This is a genomic window from Pantoea sp. GW821-FHT03E06 (assembly GCF_059420725.1).
This window is the reverse complement of the sequence record NZ_JBWKUG010000001.1, coordinates 3,615,277-3,638,088: the sequence shown is the minus strand read 5'-3', so window position 1 is coordinate 3,638,088 and position 22,812 is coordinate 3,615,277. Positions and strand designations below refer to the sequence as shown.

The 22,812-nt window shown below is 45.8% G+C and carries 21 protein-coding genes and 4 pseudogenes; 20 read left to right on the top strand and 5 right to left on the bottom strand.

The features are described from left to right. Positions 1 to 41 precede the first annotated feature (41 nt). From AC07WB_RS16875 to AC07WB_RS16860, 4 genes are all read left to right on the top strand, one after another. Positions 42 to 2,303 carry a type I secretion system permease/ATPase gene (locus AC07WB_RS16875; RefSeq protein WP_494940907.1) on the top strand — a complete coding sequence of 754 codons (2,262 nt, stop codon included), beginning with the start codon at positions 42 to 44 and terminating at the stop codon, positions 2,301 to 2,303. Continuing rightward, the gene (locus tag AC07WB_RS16870; protein WP_097095957.1) at positions 2,300 to 3,541 is read left to right on the top strand and encodes an HlyD family type I secretion periplasmic adaptor subunit; all 1,242 of its coding nucleotides are present in this window, start codon (positions 2,300 to 2,302) and stop codon (positions 3,539 to 3,541) included. The genes AC07WB_RS16875 and AC07WB_RS16870 overlap by 4 nt, the downstream gene beginning before the upstream one ends. A 4-nt stretch (positions 3,542 to 3,545) precedes the next feature. Continuing rightward, positions 3,546 to 4,934, top strand: coding sequence for a TolC family protein (locus AC07WB_RS16865; protein WP_494940906.1), 1,389 nt, complete (start codon positions 3,546 to 3,548; stop codon positions 4,932 to 4,934). 334 nt (positions 4,935 to 5,268) lie between these two features. Next, entirely contained in the window at positions 5,269 to 5,973 is a 705-nt protein-coding gene (locus tag AC07WB_RS16860; protein ID WP_097095959.1) for an MgtC/SapB family protein, read from the top strand. A 116-nt stretch (positions 5,974 to 6,089) separates the two neighbouring features. Here AC07WB_RS16860 and AC07WB_RS16855 read toward each other — a convergent pair. The 3 genes and pseudogenes from AC07WB_RS16855 to AC07WB_RS16845 all read right to left on the bottom strand — a co-directional run. Then, a pseudogene (locus tag AC07WB_RS16855) lies at positions 6,090 to 6,968 on the bottom strand (glycosyltransferase family 17 protein); the annotation flags it as partial. Positions 6,969 to 7,444: 476 nt separating this feature from the next. After that, positions 7,445 to 8,434 carry a hypothetical protein gene (locus AC07WB_RS16850; RefSeq protein WP_494940905.1) on the bottom strand — a complete coding sequence of 330 codons (990 nt, stop codon included), beginning with the start codon at positions 8,432 to 8,434 and terminating at the stop codon, positions 7,445 to 7,447. Between the two features lie 3 nt (positions 8,435 to 8,437). Beyond that, positions 8,438 to 9,142 (bottom strand): annotated as a pseudogene (locus AC07WB_RS16845) (phage integrase); the annotation flags it as partial. On the opposite strand from AC07WB_RS16845, the pseudogene AC07WB_RS16840 reads away from it, so the two are divergent. The 6 genes and pseudogenes from AC07WB_RS16840 to AC07WB_RS16815 all read left to right on the top strand — a co-directional run. After that, positions 9,128 to 9,415, top strand: a pseudogene (locus AC07WB_RS16840) (integrase core domain-containing protein); the annotation flags it as partial. The pseudogenes AC07WB_RS16845 and AC07WB_RS16840 overlap by 15 nt on opposite strands. Before the next feature lie 28 nt (positions 9,416 to 9,443). Next, positions 9,444 to 10,227: pseudogene (locus AC07WB_RS16835) on the top strand (replication endonuclease); the annotation flags it as partial. A gap of 494 nt (positions 10,228 to 10,721) precedes the next feature. Next, positions 10,722 to 11,801, top strand: a complete 1,080-nt coding sequence (locus AC07WB_RS16830) for a hypothetical protein (protein ID WP_494940904.1) — start codon at positions 10,722 to 10,724, stop codon at positions 11,799 to 11,801. A 13-nt stretch (positions 11,802 to 11,814) separates the two neighbouring features. Further along, positions 11,815 to 12,279, top strand: coding sequence for a serine/threonine protein kinase (locus AC07WB_RS16825; protein ID WP_494940903.1), 465 nt, complete (start codon positions 11,815 to 11,817; stop codon positions 12,277 to 12,279). A gap of 1 nt (position 12,280) precedes the next feature. Continuing rightward, complete coding sequence (locus tag AC07WB_RS16820; protein ID WP_494940902.1) at positions 12,281 to 14,308, top strand: hypothetical protein; 2,028 nt, start codon at positions 12,281 to 12,283, stop codon at positions 14,306 to 14,308. A 452-nt stretch (positions 14,309 to 14,760) separates the two neighbouring features. Then, positions 14,761 to 15,087, top strand: a complete 327-nt coding sequence (locus tag AC07WB_RS16815) for a P27 family phage terminase small subunit (protein WP_494940901.1) — start codon at positions 14,761 to 14,763, stop codon at positions 15,085 to 15,087. A gap of 253 nt (positions 15,088 to 15,340) precedes the next feature. Here the strand turns inward: AC07WB_RS16815 and AC07WB_RS16810 are convergent, their stop codons facing one another. Continuing rightward, positions 15,341 to 16,381, bottom strand: coding sequence for a phage integrase (locus AC07WB_RS16810; RefSeq protein ID WP_494940900.1), 1,041 nt, complete (start codon positions 16,379 to 16,381; stop codon positions 15,341 to 15,343). Next, positions 16,381 to 17,088, bottom strand: coding sequence for a phage repressor protein CI (locus AC07WB_RS16805; protein ID WP_494940899.1), 708 nt, complete (start codon positions 17,086 to 17,088; stop codon positions 16,381 to 16,383). Before AC07WB_RS16805 ends, AC07WB_RS16810 begins: the two co-directional genes overlap by 1 nt. 17 nt (positions 17,089 to 17,105) lie before the next feature. Here AC07WB_RS16805 and AC07WB_RS16800 point away from each other — a divergent pair, with 17 nt between their 5' ends. From AC07WB_RS16800 to AC07WB_RS16755, 10 genes are all read left to right on the top strand, one after another. Next, entirely contained in the window at positions 17,106 to 17,369 is a 264-nt protein-coding gene (locus AC07WB_RS16800; protein WP_494940898.1) for a hypothetical protein, read from the top strand. Positions 17,370 to 17,399: 30 nt separating this feature from the next. After that, a complete protein-coding gene (locus tag AC07WB_RS16795; RefSeq protein WP_494940897.1) occupies positions 17,400 to 17,909 on the top strand; it encodes a phage regulatory CII family protein in 510 nt (169 codons plus the stop codon). Positions 17,910 to 17,912: 3 nt separating this feature from the next. After that, complete coding sequence (locus AC07WB_RS16790) at positions 17,913 to 18,098, top strand: phage filamentation protein Fil family protein (protein WP_494940896.1); 186 nt, start codon at positions 17,913 to 17,915, stop codon at positions 18,096 to 18,098. Between the two features lie 67 nt (positions 18,099 to 18,165). After that, on the top strand, positions 18,166 to 18,483 hold the full coding sequence (locus tag AC07WB_RS16785; RefSeq protein WP_483817922.1) for a hypothetical protein: 318 nt from the start codon (positions 18,166 to 18,168) through the stop codon (positions 18,481 to 18,483). A 69-nt stretch (positions 18,484 to 18,552) separates the two neighbouring features. After that, positions 18,553 to 18,780 (top strand): DUF2732 family protein, encoded by a 228-nt coding sequence (locus AC07WB_RS16780; RefSeq protein ID WP_483816253.1) that lies wholly within the window; start codon positions 18,553 to 18,555, stop codon positions 18,778 to 18,780. Next, the gene (locus AC07WB_RS16775) at positions 18,780 to 19,007 is read left to right on the top strand and encodes a TraR/DksA family transcriptional regulator (RefSeq protein WP_336778831.1); all 228 of its coding nucleotides are present in this window, start codon (positions 18,780 to 18,782) and stop codon (positions 19,005 to 19,007) included. The genes AC07WB_RS16780 and AC07WB_RS16775 overlap by 1 nt, the downstream gene beginning before the upstream one ends. Beyond that, positions 19,004 to 19,828, top strand: coding sequence for a DNA adenine methylase (locus tag AC07WB_RS16770; protein WP_494940895.1), 825 nt, complete (start codon positions 19,004 to 19,006; stop codon positions 19,826 to 19,828). The genes AC07WB_RS16775 and AC07WB_RS16770 overlap by 4 nt, the downstream gene beginning before the upstream one ends. Further along, complete coding sequence (locus AC07WB_RS16765; RefSeq protein ID WP_494940894.1) at positions 19,822 to 22,125, top strand: replication endonuclease; 2,304 nt, start codon at positions 19,822 to 19,824, stop codon at positions 22,123 to 22,125. The genes AC07WB_RS16770 and AC07WB_RS16765 overlap by 7 nt, the downstream gene beginning before the upstream one ends. Before the next feature lie 201 nt (positions 22,126 to 22,326). Continuing rightward, positions 22,327 to 22,518: a hypothetical protein gene (locus AC07WB_RS16760; protein WP_483816249.1), complete on the top strand. Its 192-nt coding sequence runs from the start codon at positions 22,327 to 22,329 to the stop codon at positions 22,516 to 22,518. 17 nt (positions 22,519 to 22,535) lie between these two features. Further along, the gene (locus AC07WB_RS16755; RefSeq protein WP_494940893.1) at positions 22,536 to 22,769 is read left to right on the top strand and encodes a DinI-like family protein; all 234 of its coding nucleotides are present in this window, start codon (positions 22,536 to 22,538) and stop codon (positions 22,767 to 22,769) included. Positions 22,770 to 22,812 lie beyond the last annotated feature (43 nt).

The following is a 22,812-nucleotide window of genomic DNA, read 5'->3' as shown; positions in this document are numbered from 1 at the left end:
TGTGCCCGCCGTTTTTTTGTCAGGTTTAAAGGAGTCGGGAAATGGTCGACCAGAAGCAGGATGCTGTGGAGCGGGATGCGCGTTCTGTTGCTCGAATAGAAACCACCGTAGATGACACGCTGTTAAAAAGCGTGGCGTGGATCTGCAAACATTACAACCGTGAAAAAAGTGAAGATGCGCTGGTGGCGGGTTTGCCCAAAGCGACATTTCTTAGCCCCTCGCAGGCCATGACTGCGCTGGAAAACGCCGGCATCACGGGCGGCATGGTTGAACGCCGCCTGCAAGAGCTGCCAGAGCCGTTAATGCCGATGATTTTGCTGCGCAAAGGCTACGGCGGCTGCATTGTGCTTTCGCGTCGAATACAGACCAATGCGGAGAATCAACGCGAACTGCGCTTCCAGCTGGTGATGCCAGATGTCAGCGAAAAAGCCGTGGAGATGACACTCGCGGAGCTCAATGAGATCTATGCCGGCTTTGCCGTGCTGTCCAAACCGGCAGCGGTACTGGACGAGCGCGCCAGTGCCATACTGCCGGAGGTCAAAGGACATTGGCTGTTTACCACGCTGTGGCGCTATCGCCGCTACTATCGCAGTGCCGCGATCGCCGCGGTATTAATCAATGTGCTGGCACTCTCCAGCATTTTCTTCACCATGAATGTCTACGATCGCGTAGTCCCCAACCAGGCGTTCGTTACGCTGTGGTCGCTGGCGATTGGCGTCACGATTGCGATGATCTTCGAAGCGATAACGCGCTTTGTGCGCGCGTACCTGCTGGATATGGCCGGTAAGAAGGCCGATTTGGTGCTGGGCAGTATGCTGTTTCGTCAGGCTCTGTCGATTCAGATGGAGCATAAGCCGGCATCGTCGGGCACCTTTGCTAACCAGATTCGCGAATATGAATCCGTACGCGATTTTGTGGCCTCAGCAACCCTCGCGGCTATCTCCGATTTACCCTTCATCCTGATGTTTGTTGGCGTGATCTTCTTTATTAGCGGTCCGCTGGCCATCATTCCGCTGATGATGATCCCGATGATCATCATCGTCAGCGCTGCGATCCAGTGGCCGCTGGCGCGCATCATGAAAGAGAACTTGCGCGATGCCTCATTGAAGCAGGGCGTGCTGATCGAATCTATCGAAGGCATGGAGACGCTGAAAGCGGTGGGCGGCGAAGCGCATATGCAGCGTCGGTGGGAAAATTTCAGCGCGCTGCAATCAGCCAATGCCATGAAATCTAAACGCTATTCGACGCTGGCAACCGGCGTGGTGACGTTCCTGCAACAGTTTCAGACGGTGATGCTGGTGGTGGCGGGCGTCTATCTGATTAATGCCGGCACGTTCACCATGGGGGCCATGATCGCCACCGTGATGCTAGCCAGCCGCGCAACCGGTCCGCTGGGGCAGGTGGTGGGTCTGGCGGTGCGCTATCAACAGGCGAAAGCCGCGATGATGTCCTTGAACAAATTAATGGAGATGCCTGTCGATCGCGATAGCAGCAAAACCTATCTGACCGATCCCCCTCTGAGCGGTGCGATCTCACTGCGCAATGTGAGCTTCTCTTATCCGGCTCCGCCAATGAAGCCCAATCCAGAGATTTTGCAGGACATCTCGCTGAGCATTAACGCGGGTGAACGCGTCGCCATTCTTGGCCGTATTGGCAGCGGTAAATCTACCTTGTTACGCGTGATGGCGCGGCTTTATCAGCCGATTAAAGGCCAGCTGGCGGCGGATGGCCTGGACGTTAACCAGATCGATCCGGCGGACTGGCGCAAAGCCGTCGGGTTTGTTAGCCAGGATGCGCGTCTGTTTTACGGCACGCTGCGTGAAAATGTGATGATTGGCCGCCCGGATGCCACCGCCAATGAGCTGCTGCGCGTACTAAAACTTACCGGCCTGGATCAGGTGGCTGCGCGCCATCCGAGCGGTATCAACCTGATGGTGGGCGAGGGCGGAGAAGGATTATCCGGCGGGCAGCGACAGCTGGTTTCGCTGGCGCGCACCTTGTTAACGCGTCCCAAAATTGTGCTGATGGATGAGCCAACCAGCGCCATGGATAGCATGACTGAAAATCAGTTTCTTACGCATCTCCGCCACGCCAGCGAAGGACATACGTTGATTGTGGTGACACATCGTCCCTCCATTTTGGCGCTGGTCGATCGCATCATCGTGGTGGAAGAGGGAAAAGTGGTTGCGGACGGTCCCAAAGATCGGGTGCTGGCCACGCTGGAGGGGAAAAATAAAGCGCAGCCGCGCCAGGCGCTAGCGCCTTCCACGCCGGTGGCCGCCGGGCAGGAGGCAGCCGTATGAGCAAGTTGCTGCCATGGCGTAACCGCGTCAAGCCTCTGTCTGCTGCTGACGCTGAGTTTATGAACGATGTGCAGGCTTCACTGCTGTCGCAAACCACACCCGGTTCCAGGCTGGTGATGTGGCTGATTATTGCGGTGTTAGGTATAGGGCTTCTCTGGGCCAACTTCGCCCGGGTTGAAGAGATTACCAAAGGCGATGGCAAAGTCATCTCGCGCAGCCGCGAACAGGTCATTCAAAGTCTGGAAGGCGGCATTCTGGCGGAGATGAACGTGCATGAGGGTTCGGTGGTAAATCGCGGTGATGTATTACTGAAGATCGATCCCACTCGCGCGCAGTCCAGCTACCGCGAAGTCCTGAGTAAAGTGGTGGGTCTGAAGGGCAGCATTGCGCGTTTGCGCGCCGAGGCTTATTCGCTGCCGCTGGCGTTTGATGAGCAGGTGAAGAGCGATCCTGCCATCGTTGCGCAAGAGACCCAGGCCTACGAATCGCGTAAGCGCGCGCTTAATGACAGCATTACCTCGCTGCAGCGTAGTTACGCCTTATCTCTGCGCGAGATTCACCTGGCGGAGCCGCTGGCTGCAAAAGGGCTGTTGTCTGAAGTCGAGCTGCTGCGCATGCAGCGTCAGGCGAATGACATCCAGGCGCAAATCGTTGAACGTCGCAATCGCTATCAATCTGAAGCGCATGCAGAGCTGACGCGGCTGGAGCTAGAGCTGAGCCAGGTCAGTGAAAACCTGGTGGGGCGCGCCGATGTGGTAGAGCGAACTACCCTGACTGCGCCCGTGCGCGGCACGGTGAAAAATGTGCGCGTTAACACCATCGGCGGCGTGATCCAGCCGGGCGAACACATCCTCGAAATCGTTCCATTGGAAGAACAGCTGCTGGTTGAAGGAAAAATCCGTCCGTCTGACGTGGCATTTCTCCATCCCGGTTTACCGGCCAAGGTGAAGATCACCGCCTACGACTTTGCCATTTACGGCGGGCTTGATGGGCATGTGGAGTACATCAGCCCTGATACGTTGAAAGACGAGCAAAAAGCCGCCAGTGGCCGCCCGGATGATACCTACTATCGCGTTCTGATCCTGACGGATAAAAGCACGCTGCACGCCGGCAATAAAGATCTGCCGATCATTCCAGGCATGATCGCCACCGTCGAGATCCGCACCGGTGAGAAAACCATTCTCGATTATCTGTTGAAGCCAGTTCTGAAGGCTAAAGAAGCATTCCGCGAGCGTTAAAATTATGAAAATAAAGAATACGATGCACCGTGCGATGGTGCGTTACTTCTCCGTGTGCGCGGTTTGTATCGCCGCCTTGTTGACTCCCGCAGTGAATGTGTTGGCGGAATCCAGCGATATCTCGCTGGAGGGGGCTCGGGTGAGCCTGAGCGGACCGGAGAATGAAACGGTCGCAGCAAGTGAGCTGCGCCAAAAATTCCTTGCCGCTGCGCGTATTAGCTGGAGCCTGAGTCCGACGTTGAAGGCGTATATGGCGCAGGGCGAGGCGGCCGAAGCCAACGTCGAAGATGCGAAGGGGCAGCGTTGGCCGCAGGTGGACGTTACGGCCTCATCAGCCACTAAAGAGTTTGGTAACGGCGTTAAAAACTATCAATATCAGGACAGTACCCCCTCTTTAGGCTTGTCAGTCGCAACCAATTTGTACGATTTTGGCCAAACCCGCAGCACCATTGAAAGCCGTCAGGAACGTGTTACCTCTGCGCGGCAAACGGTACAGGCTCAGCGCGAAGAGCTCGCCATGCAGGTAAGTAATGCATTGATTGAATGGGATAAACAGCAGCACGTTATCGCCATCAGCAAGCAATATCTGGCGCGCATGGCAGAACTGACCAAAATGCTCAACGGCATTGTTCAGTTGGATGCGGGCCGCCGCAGTGAACTCACACAGGCAAAAGGACGGCTACTGCAGGCGCAGAGCTATCTGGAAAACGCGGAATCACGCGCGCGTGATGTAGAGATCACTCTGCATCGTCTATTGGGTGATAGCCGGGTAATTCTGCCGGCCAGCGACAAGTGGGCGCTTCCCTTTGCGGACGTAAATCGCCAGCTTTCGAGTCTGGATGGGCATCCGCTGATCTTGCGCGCCAGCGCTGAAGAACGTGCGGCTTTTAAGGAAGCCGAAGCCATCAAAGCCTCGGGCCTGCCGAAGCTCAACTGGACGGTCAGTAAAAACACGCGTGAAGATCAGTTAGGCCGTCAGCAAGCCTGGCAAACCGGTTTGAACGTTAGCTGGGGTTTATTCCGTGGCGGCTCAACCACCGCACAGGAAATTGCCGCCATTAAGCGTGCCGAAGCGAATCGCGAGCAGGTGCAGGAACAGCGGCGTGAGTTGGAAAACCGCGTGCGGACGGCCAATCAGAACGCACATTCCACCGCAGAACGTGCCGCACTGTATAAAAACCTGATTGTGGAATCCGATCGCATCCGTAAAGACTTTTTTGATCAGTGGTATCACTTAGGTCGTCGTTCATTACTGGATGTGTTGAGTGCAGAAAGCGATCTCTATAACAATCAGGTTAATGAAGTCAGTAACCGTTTCGATAGCTATGCCGCCATTATTAACGGTTATGCCAACGCCGGCACGCTGAGCCACTGGTTGATGACGGGACGCTAAATTAGCCGTGGCGGGCTGGCGTTGTCATAACCCAACTTAAACAAAGTGGATTTTGCGGTTGGCAACGCGGCGGCGAGCGCTTTAAAATCGCGGCGAATTTTTACCCAAGAGGATCACGACATTGGACACTTGTCCCGAACGATTACAACAGGCCCTTGCGGTAAGATAGCTATCACGCTGTCTTAACCGCGCGTTAAGACAGCGGACTTCCTTCCAGAATCTCCCTTTCTCATTAGCGTTTTGCTGCTGATCCACAGCGGTAATGGCTTTAGCTGTAATCCAATTATTAACCCCGTTGTTCCGCAGGCAAAAGCACGGCGGAGTGAGGTCTATTATGGATTGGAAAATCTTTTTACTGCGCGTTACCGTCGCGCTGGTGTTGGGCGCATTAATTGGCTGTGAGCGCCAGCTCCGCCAGCGCATGACCGGTTTACGCACTAATGCGCTGGTGAGCACCGGCGCTTGCCTGTTTGTTTTGATGACGCAAAGCGTGCCAGGCATTGCTAGCGATGCCTCACGCGTTGCCGCTTATGTGGTCTCCGGTATCGGCTTCCTGGGCGGCGGCGTGATCATGCGTGATGGCCTAAACATTCGCGGGCTGAATACCGCCGCGACCTTGTGGTGCACCGCCGCGATTGGCGTACTGTGCAGCATGGGATTACTGCTCGAAGCCGCGATTGGCTGCATGGTGATCCTTTGCGCCAATATCCTGTTGCGTGAGCTGGCGCTGGGCATCAATCGCCAAACCATTGTCTCCGCTGCCGAGGCTATCCAGCACTACAAAGTACAAATCATCTGTCTCGCGCAGGATGAAGTACAGGTACGCAGCCTGATGCTGCATACGCTGGGCGGCAGCGGTCTGCGCCTGCAATCGCTGCACAGCGAAGACCTGGATCCGCCGCATCGCATGGAAGTCAATGCGGAGGTGATGGGGAATCCCACACTGACCGATCAGTTGGAAAGCCTGGTAAGCCGCATCAGCCTCGAGAAAGGCGTGAGTTCTGTAAGGTGGCAGGTGAGTGAGATGGAGCGCGATTGAATCATTGCACGCCAGTTTTTTTGGATTGAGTAAACAAAAAGCCACCTTGAGCGAGGTGGCTTTTTGATATGATTTTAATATTATTATTTTTTGGTGTTATGAATTATCTAAAACCATTATAGAATAAACTTTTTATATTTATCTTTATTCGAAACCAAATAGGCTGGAAACTTGTCGTCTGATAGTTTTTGTTTGACGAGATTTCTATCTCTATTCCACAAATCCTTTCCATCGATTAAAGATTTAATGATGTGCTCTTTATTGTTTAAATGCGGCAGATCATATTCGGTATGTGAAATTGACGACATTTTCTCAGAAATTCTTTCTGGTGTCATAATCCATGAAAAGTGCCAGCCAGCATCTTTGATAACCTTGCTACGAAATTTAAACCAATTTCTGGCAATAAAATCGTCAAATAAACCTGATTTTTTGATGTTCCTGAAGGTTTCTGGCTTGCTATCAAAATGATCTCGTAAGTTGCGCATGCTGGTTGCGCGTGGCAGTCTGCACTGACGTGCAGAACCATCAGGATTGAAAACCTGAAGGTTAAATTGATAATTATAAAAAGGCATATGCAGTATTGTACATAGCTGCTTAGGGTTTATTTTCTTAATAATTGCTGGCTTAAATATTTCATCAACATCAGAAATCAAAATAAGATCAGTGTCGCTAGCATCTTTTAAACCCCGCATGATTGCATTTCTAGTCGCGGCTTCATTCGCCCATGCATCATATTGGCCTGGGTGTTCCTGCTTAAATATAGGTCGTTCATTAAAGATTACATAAATTATTTTATCTTTAAATTTTTCAAACTTACTAATATCAAAATTTAACTTTTTAGGCTTTCCGGTGAATGTATGGGTTGATTCCACAATCACAAAGCGATCTACGACATCATTAAGAGTATTGAGCCTGATATCTAATAGCATATCTTCATCATAATATAAGAAACAGTCGTAAATCACAGTGCATTCCCTGGAGTTGGCCCAACATCTGAAGCTACATGTTTACAAAATGACACATCTGTTGTCTAGTTCTTAATGATTAAGTGAGGGATTACGTACATTTTCCAACGCTTATGATGAAAATCTCAAGCGTCGCTGATGCTTAAAAACAAAAAAGCCACCTCATGCAAGGTGGCTTATTGATATGATTTTAAAGGTAAAATTTGGTGGCCCCTGCTGGGTTTGAACCAGCGACTGAGCGATTATCAACCCCAATTCGAAGCGAGTGAAATCATTAAGTTACTGATTTTTATGTTTTATTTAGGCCGAATAGTGATGAAAAGTGACACATAGCGTTAAGCTCTGCTGCCACTTTGCTGCCATTTCAATTAGACACCATCAGCATGACTCATGCTTTAACTGATTAAGCATGATACTTCATTTGAGTTTAGATGATTGCTCAAGGTCAGGGAACTTAGCCCTCGCTTTGTAAGTTCCCCATAAATTATCCACGCTAAAAGCGATTTCTAATCGTTTCCTTTATTCTTAGCCTCTGACTTGATTGCTTTCGCAAAGTGAGACATTGTTTCGATTGCCTCCTTAGCAAAACTAACTTCGGATTTTTTTAACAGGTAAGACTCTGGCCATTTCAATTCTTCTTCAAGTATTTTAAGCATAGCTTGATATTTTATCTCTTTACTACTACTTTCATCACTAAAGCTTTTAATAGCCAAATATGACATCATATATTTATCAAAAATGGATTTAACTTTTATATGGTAAGTCGAGGTATCAACGAAATGACGATATTGTTTTAGAAACCAAGCAGATAAGAACTCTATAAAGATGAATAACAGTGAGCAAGATACCATTCCATATATATATTGTTCCTTAAAACCTGTAAGCCACGAAAGTGTTTGCCACACAACGATTGAAATTACAAAGAATGTTATCCCGCCTTTTGAATATGAAGTGCCTTTATCTAAAAGTATTGAGGCTTTTTTATCTGATGTATAAGCTTGGTCCAATAATACGCGGCGTATTTCGTTGAAATAATTTTCAAATGAATCAAACATATTCCCCTGTTCTAAAGTTTTAGATTCAATTACTTTAGAAACTATCTCTTCTATGTTCTGCTCGGAGAAATTATTTGTATTTGCTTTAAGAGAGTTGAGTTCTTTGAGTATGTTCTTTTGAAATGTCTGATCTTCATTATCTCTCTTATCATCAACATCAATGAACCGCTCTTCTTTTTTTAACTTAGTGAAATTGCTCATTTCTCCCGAAAGCATTGCAAGTCCTGCAATAGCAACACATATACCAAGTGTGGCTGGTCCAACACTTTCAACGACATATGAAAAGCCCAGCCCAAATTTCATTAGTACTGGAACCCCAATGCCCACATAGATAAAAGTGATGGAAAGTAATACTTTTGGTCTTAGTATTAATTTAAGAATATTTGGTCTTTCAATAAGGTCTCGACCTAGAGTTTTTTTACCTTCTTCAGAGTTATTCACTCGTTATGACTCCATTCTATTTAAAGGATTAAGTAACAATGCCTCAGCTAAATGATCTGGTGCAAAGTGTGCATAACGCATCGTTACCTTAATATCCGTGTGCCCCAAAATTCGCTGAAGTACAAGAATATTCCCCCCGTTCATCATGAAATGAGACGCGAAGGTGTGTCGCAAAACGTGCGTTAACTGCCCGGCAGGTGTTTCGATACCGGCGCGTTGCATAGCCTTTCTAAATGCTGAATAGCATGGTTTAAAGAGCACCTGCGCTTTCCTGCTGGATGGCAGATCAGCCTGTAATTTTTCAGTTATCGGCACCGCGCGGTTTTTCTTGCCTTTAGTTTTCACATAAATGATCTGACCGGCGCGGATTTGGTTTCCCTTCATTCCTTCGGCCTCACTCCATCGTGCGCCAGTTGCCAGGCAGATTTTCACAATGGTAGTTAGGTCTTTAGATCGGCTGTTCTCACATTCGGCGAGGAGGGTTCTAATTTCCTCAATGGTGAGATACGCCATCTCCGATTCACTGATTTTAAACTCACGCACGTTCTCTAACGGGTTCGGTGCGGTCCATTCATCCAACCGGCGCAGCTCGTTAAACATCGCCCTGAAATACGCCAGCTCTAGATTTACCGTGTGCGGCGTGACCGTTTTAACTCGACTGGAGCGGGTGATCTTGCCGCTTAGCCTCTGCTCACGATAAGAACCGACCAGGGCCCGGAATTTACCTGCCGTGCGCTCGAGCCGGGTAAGCCAACACAGAACGGATTTATTGAGAGTTTTAACAGACGCTTTCGGGATGAATGCCTTAATGAGCACTGGTTCAGCGATATTCTTCATGCCCGGAAGATCATTAATGACTGGCGGCAGGACTATAACGAGTCCAGACCTCATTCATCCCTGAATCACCAGACGCCGTTTGAATTTGCAGCATGCTGGCGAAACGGGAAACATGAAGAAAAACCAACCGACATTACTAACTGAAGGTTGTATCTAATACTGGGGGCAGGTCAACGATGCAACGCCGCACTAGCACTTGCTGCTGTTCATGCTGCCAACTGATGTAGAACGCTTGCGCATGATCATGCGTGAATACGCATATCAGGAGCACGCCGAGGAGTTAGTAACGGATAAAGCTCGCAAGGCTCGCTTTCATGCTGAGAACATCGATCCCAGTAAAGGAAGTGCAACGGGCTATATCGCTAAATACATCGCCAAAAACATTGATGGCTATGCGCTTGATGACGAGTTGGACGATGAAAGCGGGAAACCGTTGAAGGATACCGCATCAGCTGTTTCGGCATGGGCTTCACTTTGGCACATCCGGCAGTTTCAGTTCATCGGTGGTGCGCCGGTTACCGTTTATCGTGAGCTAAGACGCATGGCTGATAGCGCAGCCGCTCAACGCATCAGCCCGGAATTTGCTAAGGCACATGATGCGGCTGATGCAGGCGATTGAGCTGGCTATATCAAAGCACAAGGTGGCCCGTTTGTGCATCGTGATGGGCTGCTGGTGCGGCCTTGGTATCAACCTGATGGATTGCCTGAATGAGTCTTGTGAAGAGGTTATGCGTCTGAAGGGCTTACTAACTTTCACTGCTGGTGGTGATTCCCACATTCTCACTCGTGTAAGAAAGTGGAAGTTTGTGCCGAAGCAGGCCGTTGGTCTTGAAGTTGACCTTCTGGACGCGAATGCGACCTCTTGGAGTTCTGACAATAACTGTACGAAGCCACCTAAATGTAATTTAAATCCTCTTCTTCCAAGCGGCGAAATCGACCATTGGAACAGCTCCTAATGATAGATATTTTGAAACTAACTACCTTTTAACAACTGAACAAAATCAATTTTAGTGATTACATTTTGCGCAAATGAGTTGCGAGTATTTGTGTGGTTAGTTGAAAATTTTTAGAGTTAATTGGTCAAATTTACATCACACATTGGCTTTTATAACCAATCTTTTGTCAGAGGTAAGTCACAAACTCTCAAATGTCCTGGGAGGCATGAATGGAAACTTATCATTAAATTACCTTAATTATCATATGGATGAAACTGTGGTGTGAATTTAATCGGTCTAAGTAATTAAAATTTAAACTGTATTTATATACAGTATTTGATATGATGAGCGGCATTCAATGTGGTGACTTGACACTTAAACCCGCTTGAAAATTTCTTTGATTTAAAAGATCGGTGAGGGCATTCCGCTAGGTTTAGATAGATAAGTAGCATGAGATTGATCATTAATCTATCAAGTGCCATCAATGCCGCTGATCAACCCGTGGGGTAAGTTTTATGCTGCATCAGGAATCTTCAGTAAGCCAAATTGATGCTTTTGATGAGCAGTTCAGCTCCTTTAGTGTTTTAAAATCCTTTTCCATATGTGACGAATTTATAGCCACATTTATTTACGCCCTTAAGAACAAGGGGTTATACTGGCGTAAAATTTTTTCAATGGACTTGGAAATGCGAACTGACCCTCACAGCGACCCCAAAGCATGGGAATCATATTTCAAAAGCATTATCTGGCTTCACTATAAACCCGCAAACTGTTGTGACCTACCCGACTCGCATGGCGGAGATTTTGGTCTTGAATGCTACACTATGGAAGGACACGTTTTTCAATGTTATTTACCTGAACAATCGAGTGATATTGATAAGCTTTATAAAGCACAACGCAAGAAAATCTACAACGATATTGAAAAGTTCTCTAAAACTAATGTTAAAGATCTTAAAGAACTTTTTGGTAACCTAAAAATAAGTCGTTGGATTTTGGCTACACCTTTCAACAAATCATCTAAACTCAGTCAGTATTGTACTAATAAATCATTGAAAGTTAGAGATTTAGGACTTTCATATGTAACTGATGATTTTCAAATAATTGTTCAGACTGAGAAGAATTACATTCAAGAGTCATTTGCTTTACGCAAAGAGTCTTATCAACTGAGTTTAGAACTTAATGATACGACAATTGAAGGTGCAATTGATTTCATCAGTAGTAATAGTTCTTTTCTTGAGAAATTAAATTTAAAACTACCAAAAATAAATGATTCAATTTCAAAGCAAGAGCAAATTAGGAATTTTTTAATTCAAAAATTTCTCGACTATCAAAACTTATTAGATACGCTCAAGACAAATTGGGTTGATATCTATGAAGTAGTTTATAAGTGCATACAACAACGAGAGAATAACTTAGTTGGTATGTTCATGCTTGCGCCTTCAGACGCACAACCATCTGGAATTATGACTGAACACATTGAATCGCTTAAGAAATGCATTGAAGAAGAAGTTCCAACTTTCAAACAGGCAGATCTTGAAAAAATTACGTGGGGCGTTATTTCTGACTGGCTTATACGTTGCCCATTAGATTTTTAAGGTGGATAATCATATGAACATTACAATTGAAGAGGTTATCAATAAACCTTTTACTTTTACAAAAAGGCCTGAGCTTCTGCCTTGTGACATGAGACCATTGTGGCGTTGTAGTTTAATACTAATAATTTTTTCTCTGGTTGGACGTTCCGGTTGCTGCTCTTTGAAGAAACTTCATGTGGTTAATTGGGCATTAAAATCCGATCAAAATAGTACGAGCTATGAGATTTGGACGTTAAATAAAGAAAGTATTAGGCCTGAAGTTCGTATGGATCCCACTCTTGATAGAGCAATTGAATTGTTATTGGATGAAGGTTTTATTATAAGAGATAATGACAAGTTCAAGATTTCCGAGAAAGGTGAATTGTGCGTAGCTAAACTTCTAGCAATTGAAGTATTCAAGGATGAACGTTTTAAACTTATAAAGTATAAAAAAGAGTTATCCGAAACTAACATTAATAAAATATTTCAGGTAGGATGATATGTCATTAGAGATAATTTCATTAGAAATTGTTGCCAATACTACTGATGGATGCTACGGCGTATCCATCCCGTTTTCAAAGGGTTTATTTTTACTTAGAGTGGAAAACTCTCATGGTAAATCCACTTGCATGAACGCGATCGCCTACGCATTAGGCATGGAAAAAGCGTTAGGAGTCGGTGCTGCGAAAATTCCATTTCCTCCCTCACTTACAAGAGCTTTAACTACAGCTGATGGGAAAGAAGTAAAAGTAATATCATCATATGTATTGTTAAAAATAAAAAATCATGATGGTATTATCCGTTCTCTAAAGCGCAACATAATAGGATTTGAAAGTGACAATATAGTCTACATTGATAAAGTTAATGAGGACGATAATTCCATAAAGAGTGGCTCATATTTCCTTCATCGTGAAGGAGATACTGACCGTGATATGGGGTTTTATAAGTGGCTGTCAAAATTTATTGGTTGGGAGCTTCCTCTGGTACCCAACCATAGTGGCAAAGATACCATCCTTTACCCCTCTGTACTTTTCCCTGCTTGGTATGTAGAGCAAAAGAAAGGATGGGCATCGATAATGGCCACAATACCAACACAGTTTGGTATTAAAGAGGCTAAAAAAAGAGCGCTGGAATTTTTGATGGCTCTCAATGTTAATGAAAATATTTTGAAGAGAAGTGCATTAAAAAATAGCATTGATGATATATCAAATCATTGGAAGCTGATTCGGCGTAATGCTGAAATAATTGCTTCAAAAGTATCAGCAGTAGTCACTGGAATACCTGAACAACCTGAATCAAAATTTGATAATTATAAGATTGATCTTGTCATAAAAGAAGGTGACAAAATAAGGTCGTTAGTTGAATTGAGGACGGAATATTCGAGTGAATTAAATCTCTTAGAAAATCATGCGTTGAGCAATATTGATGATGAAGCTTTGCAATTGTCAGTACAAAGAAAAATTAGCTCTAAAGTTGACGAAGTTCACTCTTTAGAGCAGATTCTACAAGATATTAGTGATCACAAAAGCTATATAAATTATCAGATACTGTCTACACAAAAGAGACTGGAAAATCTTTTAGATGATAAGAAAAAATATGAAGACTTAAAGAAAATTTCAGACTCATCAGTGTACGAGTCTACCAGATTACTATCAAACGAATGCCCTACGTGTGGAGGGCAATATAATGATAATCTCTTAGATTTCTCATCTCAAGAAAATCTTATGACATACGAAAGTAGTTTGGTCTTTATTAAAGAGCAGATAAAAGCGTTTGACTTTGTATTGTCAGATTGTAATGGTCAGTTGAAATTCAAGGAAGCGGAGCAAAGACGAACTGAGTCTAAAATTGCAACTCTTAAAAGCGAGATAAATAAATTAAAAAATACAGATTACCCAACCTTAGCAATACAAGAGGAGTATTTGAGACATAAGATAAATTTAGAGAATTCAATTGATGATATTGATGATGCGGTAAGGGATATCACGAATATTCGTCTGGAATTAGATTCACTACATAAAAAATATAAAAGGCTAACATCAGAAAGACGTTCCTTTCCTGAGCGAATTCTTTCAAAAGAAGATGCAAAAAAATTACATCATTTGAAAAATGGTGTTGTTGATCGGTTGAAAAAATACAACTTCACTAGTTTTGACTCGGAATTAATTGGTATCTCAGAAGATAACTACTTACCTAATAGAGAAGGTTATGATATCGGTTTTGATACCTCTGCTAGTGATGGCATTAGAATTATCTGGGGGTATTTGATTAGTTTGTTTACTTTAGGTCAGGCATTCAATACTAATCATCCTGGAATTATTATATTTGATGAACCAAGGCAACAAGAGGCGAACAAGGTTAGCTTCGCAGAATTGCTTAAAGATGCTGCTGAATCCACAAAAATTGATGGGCAAATTATTTTTGCTACATCAGAAGACGAAAGTGTTCTTGTGGATGCTTTAGACGGTTACGAGTATACAATTGTTTCCTTTAACAAAGATGAAGGAAAGCTAATAAGAAAATTATAAATTAACAAGTAGGGTAAAACTTTCTTGAGCCGTTCTAGTTGAAGAGCGGCTCGGATAAATTATGAAATGTTATTTTTGATTTTTATTGAGATTTATTAGTTATTTCCAAAAGTAGACAGATATTCTAATAATCTATTTATTATTATTCCTAAAGTTATGAACTATCTCCTATGGGTATTGGCGTGGTAGGGTAGGATGAGAGCTTTTGACCTGGAATTCATTGGACTGCCCGCCTCATCGTTTTTTTTCACACGAATTAAGGATCAAATTTTTATCCTAGCTTTCTCCCCGTAATTATAATCAATTCTTAAGTTCTACCTATCGATTGGGGGTTATATGTCTATACGAGCAAGTGGGGCTGGGCGTAAGAAAAATGTTGTTCCAATAGTTAATAAGCGAGTAATCCAAATTGATCCGCCAACAGGATTACTCAGCCCGGTCGCGGAAGAGGTGTGGAACAAGCCAGGATTCTCTCTGAACGCGGTACGTTCGAGTCTGAACATCATCTAATGCTGATTCTTTACTGCAATGCTTGGCATTACATTGTAGAAGCCGACAGATCCATCGCGGAGAAGGCTAAAGTGATGACGGCAAGCCGTGGGCTTGCTGGAGAGGGCGGAAGTGGTGGTGAGAAAACCAATCGAGTCTTCGCCGCTAGAAATATTGCTTTCAGTCAACTCATTCCTGCAGGCTCAATGCTTGGGCTTGATCCGCTCAGTTCATTGCGAAGCGGCTCAGGCAGCAAGGGCGATGAATACAATGAATTTGACCGATTTTAAATTTTTTCTACGATCATCGGCTGCCAATATTCAAATGGAAAGCAAGGTTCAAGCGAGAAGATGAGTATTTTGAAGTATCCCCGAGGTATCCCCGGATATTTTGGAGTGGTGTAGAGTTGAAGCTAACTTATTGATAAATTTGGTGGCCCCTGCTGGGTTTGAACCAGCGACCAAGCGATTGTGAGAATCATGAATCGCATCGAGAAAACAATGGTTTACGTTTTATTTCAATAGGATAGATTGTCTTTTTTTATCAAGGATTATCAATCTTATCAATCTTCATCGCCATTTCATCGCCACTTATTGCTAATGGGTTTAGCTTAGCGGCCTCTTCAAGATGGTCAGGTGCAAAGTGCGCATAACGCATCGTCATCTTTATATCTGTATGCCCAAGAACTCGCTGCAAGACTAATAAGTTGCCACCATTCATCATGAAGTGACTTGCGAAAGTATGGCGCAGAACATGCGTCAGCTGGCCTGCAGGAAGTTCAATACCGGTTCTTTCAAGAGCTGAACGAAAAGCGCCGTAGCAATCCGTGAATAGACGACCTGATTTTTCACTCGGAATAACTTTAAAAACATCGGCAGTAATAGGAACTGTTCTGTTTTTTCTACCTTTGGTTTTAGTAAAAGTTATTTTATTATTAGCTATCTGACTTCTTTTTAGCCCTTCTGCTTCAGACCATCGAGCACCTGTAGCAAGGCAAATTGTTACTATTGCCTTCAGATCTGCGTATTCGCTGTTTTGGCACTCAGCCATCAGAAGATTTATCTGATGATGTGTAAGCCAAGCCATTTCTGACTCTTCAGTTCGGAAAGGACGGATATTTTTTAAAGGATTTTCTCCAGCCCATTCCCCCAATCTGTTTAATTCATTAAATACCGCACGGAAGTATGCTAACTCTAAATTTAGCGTTCTCGGAGACACCAACTTGACGCGATTTGAGCGTGCATAATCACCTTTAAGCCTGCGTTCTCGATAGCGCGAGAACATTTGTGCGTCAAAATCTCTTGCCAATGGTTCACCTAGACACTCATAAGCATGTGTCATCGCCTGCTGCCGTCTAAGTCCATCCCGCAAGGTTATGCCATGTGCACCGTACCATGAATCAATTAAATCTTTCAGCGTACGTTTGTCTTCTTTACCTTCATGCCACGGCAATTGAATTGCATGCTGTTCATAAGCAAGTGCCTCACCCTTGGTCGCGAACTTTTTACGAATGCGCTTACCTTTAGCACCGTTTGGATAGAGCTCGCTGAGCCAACCACCTGCCGGAAGTTTTCGTACAGTCATTAAGAGGAGAGCTCGTTGATGACTATGGTTAAATGGCCGAGAATCTTGACGTCATCAACTGAGCACTCAAATGGTTCTTTTCCACCATAGATACGTAACTTCCTACCAGGTAGAACCAAAACTTCTCGTGCACTGATGTAGCCATCAATATCAAGAATTTTCCACCCATCGGTTAAAGCTGAAGTCCGTTCAACAATTGTATAAGTATCATCTTCCTGCAGGATAAAAACATCGGTAGTGCGGTTCGCCAAGACTTGTGCGTCTAGATAGAAATATCCAGCTAACGGCATTTCACCTTCACTTATTGTGAATTTTTCTAGCTTGATAGCTTCGTAATGCTCCTTATCGACAGTCTTTAGATCTGAATTTCGTTCCCCCTCACCAGTCATGAGCCATTTAACATTTGCACCTGTTTCCAGGGAGCAATGAACGACGAGGTCATAAGAGACATTTCCGCGTGTATAGCGGTTTGAAAGCGAGCTGGCCGACATTTTGAAGTGGTTAGCTAACTGTATTTTTTGAGTGAATCCGTAAACAAGGCAAACCCTTTCCAGGATGGACAATGGGTCGAAGTCGTCATTGCTATTACTCATTTTTGTATTAGTCCTGTTGACCGCTACCAATAATTTAAGTAGAGTTCCAATTTCTTGATAACCATCTATGACAACGCCTGATAAACCTTGAGCATTGATGGTGAAGTTCAACAAACTGGAAATCATCCTACATGGCTAACGAAATTACAATCATCAAGATTCCCTCAGAAATCGTCTATCCCAAAGAATTTGCCCAATTGGAACGCGTATCGATGGCAACAGTCTACCGTTGGACAACTGGTGATTGCCCTTGCTTGCCAATTGAGCGCCGCGTAATAAAGCCTGGTCGTCAAAGGGCTGGGGGCAAAGTTCGAATTCTCTATTTGCAGTGGAAAGAACAGCAGGTTCGAAAGGCATTAGGCCATTCCCGTTTTCAAATTGTCGTGGGCATATAATTCACAATAAGTGAATGAAGGAACTAGGTCATGTTTGATTTTAAGGTTTCCACCCATAACCATTTTGACGAGGCTTGCCGCAAGTTTGCGCTGGCACACAATATGTCATTGCTTGCAAACCAAGCTGGCATGAAGGTGCAGACGCTGCGCAATAAATTGAATCCTGACCAGATTCACCAGCTAACCGTTGCGGAAATGCTGTTACTAACCGATCTGACCGAAGATGCAACGCTCATTGATGGCGCATTGTCTCAGTTGCAGTGCTTGCCATGTGTGCCAGTGAATGAGGTTGCAGCGGAGAAGTTGCCCGCTTATGTGTTAAAGGCCACCGCTGAGGTTGGTCAGTTAGCCGCTGGGGTGCTCAGCCAGGATAAATTTTCTACCGCCTGCCGTCGTGGGTTTGTTCAGAACGTTAATGCCGGGATCCGTTGTCTCACTCTTGCAGCAATAGCCGTCCAGGCGCGTGTACATGCAAATCCGGCTATGGCAGGCACTGCTGATGTGCTTTCGAGCATTGGCGCATCATTAGGGGTGGTTTAATAAATGGCAATCTCAGTGGCCCCATTATTAAAGCGTCAAAGCCCATCAATGTCATATGGCAATGGCTGGATTATGGGCGTGAACGGCAAGCGCTGGCATCCATGCGCTGATCAGAGGCCTCTTTTACGCGACCTGACAACTAAGCGCACCAGTTTAATAAACCGTCTACGTAAAATTATCGGTGGTTAATATGACTCGCGTTTTATGGGAAGTTCCAAAGCAACACGAACCCGCCAGTTTTTCCAAAATTCATTTGATGGGCGCGCGTGTTGATAAAATTCAGCCAATGACGTTTGATGAATTTCGCAAAAAATGGCGCCAGATGCGTGATAACAACGCAAACCCGGCACTGCGTTATTTCAATCATCAGAATGATGAATTTAAGTTCTGCGTAATGACTCTGGCTAATCGCGAGAATCCGAAGTCATTTAAACCCGAGGAAATAGGAAAGCCTTTTGAATATTTCGATGAGCACCGCCGTGAATTAATAATCATCGCGATGAATAAAGTTGCACGCTGGGGCCGAATATTACCTCGCCAGTTTTCAACTGCCGACTGTTTTTTACCTGAATAAATAAGACTCAAAAAATTAATGGCGTAAACCCGCCGGGCATACTTTTGCCAAATTTCTGGAGATTTAGATATGCGAAATACTGAAACCCGTAATTTCAAAGCTGATGCTGATGCGCTAAACACAATGCTTAGCAAGGCCAAAAAAGAACAGCGTAGTGATGATGCGCTGGCCGTATCAATCCACATTGCCGCACTGGCAATACACGCCCGCAAAAAGGAGATGAACGCTGCGGAAATTATCGACCTGCTGGACAGAGAGGCCGAACGTTATGAGAACCAAGCACGGGAGCTGCACTAATGGCCGACTCAATGGATCTTGTACAGCAGCGTGTTGAAGAAGAACTAGCGCGCAATCTGGCAAATGCAAAGCAGCACCCTACCGGCGCAAGTGAATTTTTCTGCCTTTCATGTGATGCCGAAATTCCTGAAGCCCGCCGCCGTGCGCTGCCGGGCGTTTCTTTCTGCGTTACCTGCAAAGAGATCAGCGAGCTGAAAAGCACTCATTACAAAGGGGCGGCGTTATGAACACCATTCTGAAATGGGCTGGCAGCAAAGCGGGTATTATGCCCACTCTTTCTGTTCATCTGCCGCAGGGTGAGCGTTTAGTTGAGCCGTTCGCGGGTTCGTGTGCGGTAATGATGAACACTGATTATCCGCAATATTTAATCGCTGATATTAACCCCGATCTTATTAATCTCTATCGTCAGGTTAAAGAGCATACGCGCCCGTTTATTGTTATGGCGACGCAAATGTTTAATCAGAATGCCAACTTTGAGGATTATTACCGCATCCGCGCGGAGTTTAATCTTTGCCTCTCACTGACGCTTTTGCAGCGTGCTGTTTATTTCCTGTACCTGAATCGTCATGGATACCGAGGGCTTTGCCGCTACAACCAGAAAGGCGGATTTAATACTCCATTCGCCAAAAACGATACCGCATATTTTCCGCTGGCTGAAATCGAAGCTTTTGCAGAAAAAGCGCAGCGCGCGACCTTCATCTGTGCCGACTTCAAAGAAACCCTTCAAATGGTTGAAGGTGGTGATGTTGTTTATTGCGATCCTCCGTATGACGGCACATTCAGTCAGTACTTCGGAGAGGGATTCGGCAAAGAACAGCACAGCCAACTGTCATCAATGTTATCCGGGATTGCCGAAACGAATGCGGTTGTTTGCTCGAATAGCGATAACGAGTTCACCCGTCAGCTTTACAGCGGGTTTCATAAATCTCAAGTAAATGCGCCCCGTAGCATAGGCAGCAAAGCCGGAATTTCAAAGCGTGGTGCAGAGATTATCGCGGTGAGTCATGGGATAAGCCCCGTTGCTGGAACTAAGGGACTGGCATGCTAGAACAGTTTGCTTACCCGTGGAATGCTCCACGGGAAGTCATCGCAAGCCCTTATCCCACATATGAGGAGATGCACAGCCGCAATCAAATGATTGCGGCTTTAGTGCGTGCGCATGAGTTACTTGAGCAGCAGCCGACGCTGGTACAGCTCGACGTTAAGCGCCGCATCAGTGAGCTTGAAAAAACACAGGGTTTAGCCCGTGCCAATGCGTATTTTACGAAGACTTTCGTAGAACGCACATTGCCACGCGTTGAGATTGTCAGCGCTCAATATCGTCTTGGCGTAATGAAAGGTAGCACCCTGAATATGCTGGGTGAAAATACCACTGACCGGGAAAACACCGCTGTTGCTGGCGGGCAATTATTTAATTTGAGGCGACGCTTTAATCGCCTTCCAGACATGGCGCGCGCTGATGTTGATTTGCTTGCTGGCGATATTGCTAATCTTATCCTTGCTGAACTGGTGCAAGCACATCAGCAAGCAAGGGAAGAGTCAGATTATAAGTACACCCACCGTGTATATATGACCGCTGCCACCATCACGCGGGAATTCAGCCAAACGCCACCACTGTGGGAAAAAGTTACTTCCCGTCTCTTTGACCCGGAAGAAGTCACCCCGGCGATTAGGCGCATGCAAACCGAAAAGTGGTGGAAAGGTAGACTGCGCCGCGTTGCAGCTTCATGGCGCGAACATTTGCAGATCGCGCTGGCAAACGTCAGCAAAAAACATACCCCTTACGCCAGCAGCATGAACGTTGCGGAATGGCGCGAGCAAAAGCGCCGCACGCGTGAATTTCTAAAGTCGCTTGAGCTGGAAGACGAAGAAGGCAACCGCATCAGCCTGATCGACAAATATGACGGAAGCGTTGCTAACCCTGCAATCCGTCGTTGCGAGCTTATGACGCGCATCCGTGGCTTTGAAAATATCTGCAATGAAATGGGATTCGTCGGTGAGTTCTACACGATTACCGCTCCGTCACGCTATCACGCAACGATTAAGACCGGCCATCGCAACCGCAAATGGAACGGTGCAAGCCCGGCTGACACGCAGCGCTATCTATGCAACGTCTGGCAGAAAATCCGCGCCAAATTACACCGCGAAGAAATTCGCATATTCGGCATCCGGGTTGCCGAGCCACATCACGATGGCACACCCCACTGGCATATGCTGATGTTTATGCGTCCTGAGAATGTGGATCAGGTACGGCAGATAATTCGCGATTACGCATATCAGGAAGACAGCGGCGAGCTGACAACAGATAAAGCGCGCAAAGCACGCTTTCATGCAGAAGCTATTGACCCGGAGAAAGGCAGTGCTACGGGGTACGTAGCTAAATATATTTCAAAGAACATCGACGGCTACGCTCTCGATGGCGAGCTGGATGATGAAAGCGGCAAAGAGCTGAAAGAGACTGCGCCAGCCGTTTCCGCTTGGGCTGCACGCTGGCACATTCGCCAGTTCCAGTTTGTGGGCGGCGCGCCGGTGACGGTTTATCGCGAGCTGCGCCGTATGGCCGACAGCGAAACCGCCCATGGTCTGAGCGTTGAATTTGCAGCTGCGCATGATGCAGCAGATGCCGGTGATTGGGCTGGTTACGTTAACGCGCAGGGTGGGCCCTTTGTACGCCGTGACGATCTGGCGGTGCGCACGTGGTATCAGCCAGGCGAAGACGTTAATGAGTATGGCGAAGAGACCGTGCGCATTAAGGGCGTCTTTGCTACCGAGGTTGGGGCAGACACGCCAATTTTAACTCGTCTGGCACAGTGGAAAATTGTTCCAAAGCGCTCGCTTGATGCCGTCTTTGAAAGCGCGCCGAAGCCGCTTTCAGTACTGGATGTTGACCTTGATTTGGCCTTTGAATTTTTGGACGCGTCTGCGTCCTCTCGGAGTTCTGTCAATAACTGTACGGGGGCTTTGAGATCTGAGGATTCGAACCCACCGGAAAGTTTCAAAAAAATCGACATCAACAGCCTGAGTGCGAAAGAGCGGCGGCAACTTCTGGCCCGAATAAGGGCGGAGCAACCTAAAAAGCGACACCTTAAGTTGAGGAGATCAGACAAGGTTGAGGCAGCTTGCGACAACGTAATCAGCCAGGTGAAAGATTTATGCGGCGAAACAATAAGCCGCGGATTGGCTGTGCGTCTCATTGGCGGCACGCAAACTGAAATCGCAGGAAAAATTATCCGAAGCTCTGCTTATGGCGACTTGTTAAGGCCAAAAAATGAAGCTGGCAGGACTGGAGTATTAGCCAGATTTAACCGATTGGCTGATTCAGTTAGAGCAAAAAACGCTCATTAATGGGCCAAGGTTAACCAAGCGGAGAATTTTGTTAGTCAAAATTAAGTGATTTTAGGTGGTTGTTAGCCGCTGGGTTAATGCAGATAAAGCCGTGTCATATCATGAAGATAAAAACCCCTCTCAACTACCACATTTTTCTTCCGCTTAATCTGAATGCTATGCTACTGTATAGATGTACAGTGATTTTGATGGGGAGGGCGCGTGGATAACGACTTACAAGAGCGGGTAATGCTTGAGCGTGTCGAGTTGATTGCTCGGCTAACTAGTGAAGGGATTTGCAAAGAACGAGACAGGGAGATTGCGCTCAGTCTTATCGCTGAGATCGCGAGTAACACCGCGATGGCTAATAAACAATTTTCAGTCGTGTTTTCGGCTGTGCCACTTGATAAATAATCCTTGAGGTTGCTGCGATGCGAATTGAAATCATGCTCGATAAAAATCAAAAGCTAAGCCAATCAATTTTGAGTGCTTTCCAAGACGAAGTCAGCAAGCGAGTTCTCGCGCTATTTCCTGAAACCATTGTGCGGGTTCGTCAGGGTAGTAATACAAACATTGAAATGCTGGGTTTCACGCTCGATGAAGACAAGCGCCGCCTGCATGATCTACTGCAAAACGTCTGGGAAGATGATAGCTGGATGCATTGAGTAAACGTTGCTGGCGTCAAAATCTTGATTTTGGCGTAAGCAA